Origin of the sequence: Phenylobacterium sp., assembly GCF_044372605.1 — a bacterium.
GTDB lineage: Bacteria > Pseudomonadota > Alphaproteobacteria > Caulobacterales > Caulobacteraceae > Phenylobacterium.
On the sequence record NZ_JBILRO010000206.1, the window covers coordinates 1 to 6,278 of the forward strand.

General features: G+C 63.6%; 5 protein-coding genes. 4 read left to right on the plus strand and 1 reads right to left on the minus strand.

All coding sequences use genetic code 11. The features are described from left to right. The coding region (locus tag ACIQ42_RS14485; protein ID WP_397422969.1) for an ABC transporter ATP-binding protein at positions 1 to 655 on the minus strand (655 nt) is incomplete at its 3' end. 390 nt (positions 656 to 1,045) lie between these two features. Between ACIQ42_RS14485 and ACIQ42_RS14490 the strand changes: the two genes are divergently transcribed. From ACIQ42_RS14490 to ACIQ42_RS14505, 4 genes are all read left to right on the plus strand, one after another. Then, on the plus strand, positions 1,046 to 2,827 hold the full coding sequence (locus tag ACIQ42_RS14490; RefSeq protein ID WP_397422970.1) for a TonB-dependent receptor domain-containing protein: 1,782 nt from the start codon (positions 1,046 to 1,048) through the stop codon (positions 2,825 to 2,827). Beyond that, complete coding sequence (locus ACIQ42_RS14495) at positions 2,817 to 3,086, plus strand: hypothetical protein (protein WP_397422971.1); 270 nt, start codon at positions 2,817 to 2,819, stop codon at positions 3,084 to 3,086. The genes ACIQ42_RS14490 and ACIQ42_RS14495 overlap by 11 nt, the downstream gene beginning before the upstream one ends. Positions 3,087 to 3,210: 124 nt before the next feature. Next, positions 3,211 to 5,292 (plus strand): S46 family peptidase, encoded by a 2,082-nt coding sequence (locus ACIQ42_RS14500; protein ID WP_397422972.1) that lies wholly within the window; start codon positions 3,211 to 3,213, stop codon positions 5,290 to 5,292. A gap of 239 nt (positions 5,293 to 5,531) precedes the next feature. Further along, the gene (locus tag ACIQ42_RS14505; protein ID WP_397422973.1) at positions 5,532 to 6,233 is read left to right on the plus strand and encodes a class I SAM-dependent methyltransferase; all 702 of its coding nucleotides are present in this window, start codon (positions 5,532 to 5,534) and stop codon (positions 6,231 to 6,233) included. Positions 6,234 to 6,278 lie beyond the last annotated feature (45 nt).

A 6,278-nucleotide genomic window follows, 5' to 3' on the forward strand; every position in this document is an offset into this window, starting at 1 on the left:
CCTCAAGCTGAGCGCCTGTCAGCCCGGAGGGTTGGACCATGTCGACCAGCCTGCCCTGGCGCATGATTCCGATGCGATCGGCCAGATCACGCGCCCGGAAGATGTCATGCGTGGAGATCAACAAGGCCGCGCCGGTTTCCGCCGTCTCTCGCAGCACCCCGAGCAGATCGTTGGCCGCAGATGGATCAAGGCCCGAGAGCGGTTCATCCAGAAGTATACCGGAAGCCGACTTCATCAGAGCCACGCCGAGTCCAAGCTTCTGGCGCATACCCTTTGAATAGGTCCCGGCACGAAGGTGGATCGCGCTCTTCGGAAACCTCAGCCGTTCCATAGTCTCATCGCGCCGTTCATCGTCTGCTGCCTGTCCGGCCAAGGCCGCAAAGAAAGCAATATTCTCGGCGCCGCTAAGGGCCGGATAGAGACTGACGTTCTCGGCCACGTAGCCCAGGGCGCGACGCGCCGCCGCGACGTCGGCGCCGACATCTCGTCCAAGAACCCGCACGGAGCCCGCGCTGGGCGTTGTGAAGCCGAGGCAAAGGTTGATGGTCGTGGTTTTCCCCGCCCCGTTCGCGCCCAGCAGACAGACAACCTCACCGGCGGCGACTGTGAGTTCGAGACTGTCGAGCGCCAGCGTGGGCCCGTATCGCTTTGTCAACTTCGTCGCCTCAATGACGGTTTCGCGCGTGTCTGGCATTGCTTACCCCTAGATCGCCCCTGCGGCGTTCAAGCCGACGCCCTACCTGCAGCTTCTACGCAGCGCCCTCGCCAGGATCTCGACCGGACTGCGCGCGCGACAAAGCTGAGATCTCCAGCGAGATCGAACTCCGGGCGAACCTCTCAGAACGCGGATACGAATTGAACACAATGCATTATGTTATAACATTTCATACGCTCGCGGAACCGACATGATCTATCGATCCTCACATTGCCGGACCTCCGGTCATCGCCATGCATCGGCTTTCAGACGCCCCTCCGGGAAGGCCGGGTCCTGGGATCTGACGGCATCCGCCTTTCGAGGCAGCCCTGCAGCGATCGTTAGACCAGAATGAGTTACCGAGCCGGCCGCCCTGCCGCGTTTCTGGCCATGGTGATGCTCGCCTTGCCCGCCGCGGCGGAGGAAACCCCCGCGAAGGCCCAGGGGATCTATGAGGCCGCCTATTTCGCGCCCTTCGCACCGCAAACGGCGTACGACATCGCAACGCGGACGCCCGGCTTCGCATTGGTCGTCGGTGATGAGGTGCGCGGATTTGCCGGGGCTTCCGGAAACGTCCTGATCGATGGCGCACGCCCCTCGTCCAAATCCGGAGGGGTCGAGGACGTGCTGCGCCGCATTCCGGCGTCGCAGGTGGAACGGGTCGAAGTGATCCGGGACGCCCAGACGTCCGAGGCGCAGGGCCAATCGGTGGTGCTCAATATCGTTCGCCGACGTGGCGTGGATGGTGGCGCCTGGTCCGCCGAACTGGAACGCAACGGGTCTGGATTACTCTACCCCCGAGGCCAGGTCAGCTACGCGCGTAAGCTCGGGGGATGGGATGCCTCGGTCAAGGCAAACGGCTTCTGGGAGCAGTTTCCCTATCGCACACTTCGGCTGATCCGCGATGGTTCCGGGCGTTTGACGTCGAGTTTCGTGGACGACCGTCCCACAACACTGACAGAAGCTTTTCTGTCGGGCGACGCCAGCCGATCAGCGGGCGACGGCGTTCTCAAGGTCACGGCACGGTTCGGTTGGCAGAAGTTCTACTACGATCTCCACAGCGACATCTTCCTGGCGCGTACGCCCGCCGGGCGCCCCGATCAGGACAACCTGTTCGACTTTGAGCGGGAAATCTGGAACGCCGAATTGGGAGGCGACTACGTCCGCGAGATCGGACCCTGGACCTGGAAGGTGGTCGGACTAGCGACGCTGGAACCCTACCAGCAGGACCAGACCGACACTCGCAGCGCCGCCGACGGAAGGACCCTCAGCCAATCAACCGTTCGCCTGAGGCAGTTGCCGCTCGAGGCGCTGGCCCGGACCACATTCGTCCGCGCCGCAAAGGGCCGTTTCAAACCCGAGTTCGGCGTTGAAACGGCCTACAATCGTCTGGATAGCGAGCTCTCGCTTGTCGTCGACTCGGGCTCGGGCCCCCGCGCCATAGCCCTTCCAGCCGCGGATGTGCTGGTTCAGGAATGGCGGGGCGAGGCCTTCGCGAACCTGACCTGGGAGGTCTCGAGACGCCTGACCCTCGAAGGTGCGCTGGCGCTTGAAGCATCCCGCACTACGGTCACAGGCGATGCAAGAAACAACCAGAGTTTCGCCTTCCTGAAGCCAGGGGGGGCGGTGGTGTTTCGCATGACGCCCCGGACGCAGGCTCGCGTCGGCCTCCGGCGCTCGGTCGGTCAACTCAACTTCTCTGACTTCGCCGCGTCGGCGGAGCTGCAGGACGACGAGACCGTTGCCGGCAACCCGGCGCTTCGACCCGATCGGACCACGCGGCTGTCGGCGTCAGTAGACCACAGGGTTGAAGGCGGCTTCGCGATCTCCATCGAGGGCTACCGGGAATGGCGAAAGGATGTTCTGGAGCAGGTCTTGCTTCCCTCCGGCGCGCCGGGTCTTGGCAATGCCGGCAGCGCCACGGTGACAGGAATCAAGGGATCGCTGAACGCGCCGCTTGACCGCATCCTGCCGGGTGCGAACCTCAAAGTCGACGCCGAGTTCCGGCGTTCCAGATTCGCTGACCCCCTGATCGGAGCGGCTCGTGAACTTAACGATCTGCGCAGCCCGACCGTCACTGCCGAGTTCCGCCACAACCTGGTTCGCGCGCCCTGGAGGGGGTTTGACATATGACGCCGGCTCGGAAGCGACTGTCTTTCTGGTCGACCAGACCGACGTCAACAGGTTCTCTGGCAGGATCGGAGCGTTCATCGAGACCACGACCCTGCGCGGCCTTCGTGCGCGGCTTTCGATCCGCAGCGCCGCCACGGAACGCTATGCGCGCTTGCGCACCTTCTACAGTCCGAGCCGGGCGGGAGAGGTTCGCGGGACAGATGAACGCGAGAGCGCAAGAGGCGCATTCGCGAGCCTTACCCTCAGTGGAACACTCTGAGGCCAGCCTGCCGACGAAAGCGCCTTCGGGCGTCTTCCGCAGCAACGGATTTGCCCCTGAAATGTGTTACGTTATACCATAACAACCCTTCCAAAGTCGTCTCGGCGCGACGGAGATTCTGCAAATGCGTTCTCGTATGGTCATGGCGTTCGGCGCCGCACTCGCCCTCCATGCCGCGCCGGCGGCGGCCGACGAAGGCATGTGGACGTTTGACAACTTCCCCACTGCGAAGGTGAACGCCGCCTATGGCCTGAAACTGGATCAGGCATGGCTGAGTCGACTTCAGGCGGCCTCAGTCCGCCTCACAAGCGGATGTTCGGCGTCGCTGGTCTCAAAGGATGGTCTGGTGCTCACCAACCACCATTGCGTCAGAACGTGCATTCAAGATCTTTCAACGCCAGCACAGAACTACCTCGAGGCCGGTTTCATCACCGAGAAGCGCAAGGACGAGCAGGCCTGCACTGGCCTGGAAGCGGAGATCCTGACCTCGATCAAGGACGTTACATCAAAGATTCAGGATGCGACCCGCAACATGTCCGGGGAGGCGTTCATACGCGCCCGGGATACCGCCATCGCTAAGGAAGAAGAAGCGGGTTGCGGCAAGGCCGAAACGCTTCGCTGCGAGGTCGTGAGGCTCTATCAGGGCGGGCAGTACAAGCTCTACACCTATCGCCGCTACGGCGATGTCCGCCTCGTCTTTGCTCCAGAACTGGCGAGCGCCTTCTTTGGTGGCGACCCGGACAACTTCAACTTCCCGCGTTACAACCTCGATATGAGCTTCCTGCGCCTCTATGAGGACGGAAAGGTCGTCTCGACACCACAACATCTGCGTTGGGTCGCCCGAGCGCCGACGGCCGGTGAAGCCACCTTCATATCGGGCAATCCCGGCGGCACCGACCGCGCCTTGACGGTCGCCCAACTCGAGTCGCAACGCGATCTTGCGCTTCCAATCGGGCAAATACAGCGTTCGGAGCTTCGGGGGCGACTTATCCAGTTCTCGGAAACGAGCCCGGAGGCCAAGCGCATCGGCACGGACCCGCTCTTTGGGATCGAGAACTCATTCAAGGTGGTTTTCGGACTGCAGTCCGCCCTCAATGATCGTGCATTCCTGGACACGAAACGCAGGGCAGAGTCCGATCTCAAGGCAAGGGTCGCGGCAGACCCAAAGCTGACAAGCGAAATTGGCGACCCCTGGTCCGAAATCGCGGGCGCCCAGGTGGCCTACGCCGAGAACTTTGTTCGCTACCGGCAGCTTGAGCCGGCGGCAGGCTCTCTTTCGAACCTGTTCACCTATGCCCGCAATCTTGTCCGGGCGGCCGAGGAGCGCGCAAAGCCATCATCCGATCGCCTGCCGGAGTTTGGCGAGGCGCGCCTGGCGCTCCTGGAAAAGGAGCTGCTCGCCCCAAAGCCGGTCGATGCGCCCCTCGAGCAGCTCTACCTCGCCTTCTGGCTCTCAAAGACCCGCGAGTATCTCACGGTCGATGATCCCTCGACAAAGCTATTGCTCGGACGCGATAACCCCGAGACGCTCGCGGCCCGACTGGTCGCGGAGTCCAAACTCGCCGATCCGGCCGTCCGCAAGGCGCTTTGGGCAGGGGGTCTGCCTGCGATCAAAAGCTCCAATGACCCCATGATCCAGCTCGTGCTGCGCCTTGATCCCGAGGCCAGAGCGGCTCGCAAACTGTGGGAAAGCCAGGTCTCCGGCCCGACCGGACGCGCCGCTGAGCGCGTCGCCAAGGCGCGGTTCGCAGTCTTTGGCGATGCGATCTATCCCGACGCCACCTTTACGCTGAGGCTCTCATTCGGACAGGTCGCCGGCTGGACGTACCGCGGCAAAACCATACCGCCATTCACGACGCTCGCCGGGCTCTATGACCGCGCGACAGGCGCCGAACCCTTCGCACTTCCCCCGCGCTGGGTGGCGGCCAAGGACAAGCTGGACCTCAGTACGGTATTCAACTTCGCAACGACAAACGACATTGTGGGTGGCAACTCCGGCTCGCCGGTTGTGAACTCTGCCGGCGAGGTTCTCGGCGCCGTGTTCGATGGCAATATCCATTCGCTGGGCGGCAATTATGGCTACGATGGCGAGATAAACCGCTCAATCGTCGTTTCCACGGTCTCGGCCACAGAAGCCCTTGCAAAGATCTATGGTCAGGACGCGCTGTTGCGCGAGCTCATGCCGTCGCGCAGCGCGACCCGCTAGTCGAGTGGAAACGGCGCCTGCAATCGCGCAATGCTTGGCGCCGAACCCCGGATCGCGGCTGGCAACGACGCCCGTCCGAACGGGCGCTTCGGCAACCGTCCTGGATGAAATCCACGTCCCCGGCGTGGAACTCGCCCTGTGGCGACGACCCTTGCCGCTACGAAAGCGACCGAGGCTTTCCTGAGTGACGAAGAGCTGGGTGATGTGCAATCGCCCGGTTGCCCTTTTGGAGGTTTGACGTGGACTATGACGCTGCCCCGCCGATGCCGGTGGCTGACTACCGTCGCGTACAGATGATGATCCCGGGCGCAGAGGCGCTCTACAGCTGCCTGCGCGCGGTGATGGACGTCAGCCTGCCGACCGGGGCCGAGGTGTTGATCGTGGGCGCCGGCGGCGGGCGTGAGATCGAGGCCCTTGCACCGTCCGACAAGGCCTATCGCCTGACCGGCGTCGATCCGTCCGGCGACATGCTGTCGGTCGCACGCGACTATGTAGCGTCGACGGATGCGACGGACCGGACGGTCCTGGTCAAGGGCACGGTCAATGACCTGGAGCATGGCCTCCGGTTCGACGCCGCAACGTCAATGCTGGTGATGCATTTCTTCCCGGACGACGGGACCAAGCTGGATTACCTGCGCGCCATCCGGCGACGCCTGCGCCCGGGCGCCCCCTATGTCCACGCCGACGTGAGCGCCGCGGACAGGGCCATGTTCGCGCGGCTCTCCCCCGTCGTGGAAGCTCACGGCGGGCTTGTCGGCCTCCCTCCGGAGGTCGCCGGCGCGCCCGGCCGTCACATAGGCCAGATGGCTTTCGACGGCCCGAAGGCCCTGGTTGTCCCGGAGCGCCGCACCCTGGAACTATTCGAGGAAGCAGGCTTTCGGCCTGTCGCCCCCATTTTCCGCAGCCTCTGGTACGCCGCTTGGTGGGCCGAGGCGGTCTGACGGGCCTAGTGCGGACACGGCGTTAGTTGTCGGCAGTCGCTGGCT

Coding starts and splice junctions, on each gene's coding strand:
- ACIQ42_RS14490 (WP_397422970.1), top strand. CDS start 1,046: ATGAGTTACCGAGCCGGCCGCCCTGCCGCGTTTCTGGCCATGGTGATG.
- ACIQ42_RS14500 (WP_397422972.1), top strand. CDS start 3,211: ATGCGTTCTCGTATGGTCATGGCGTTCGGCGCCGCACTCGCCCTCCAT.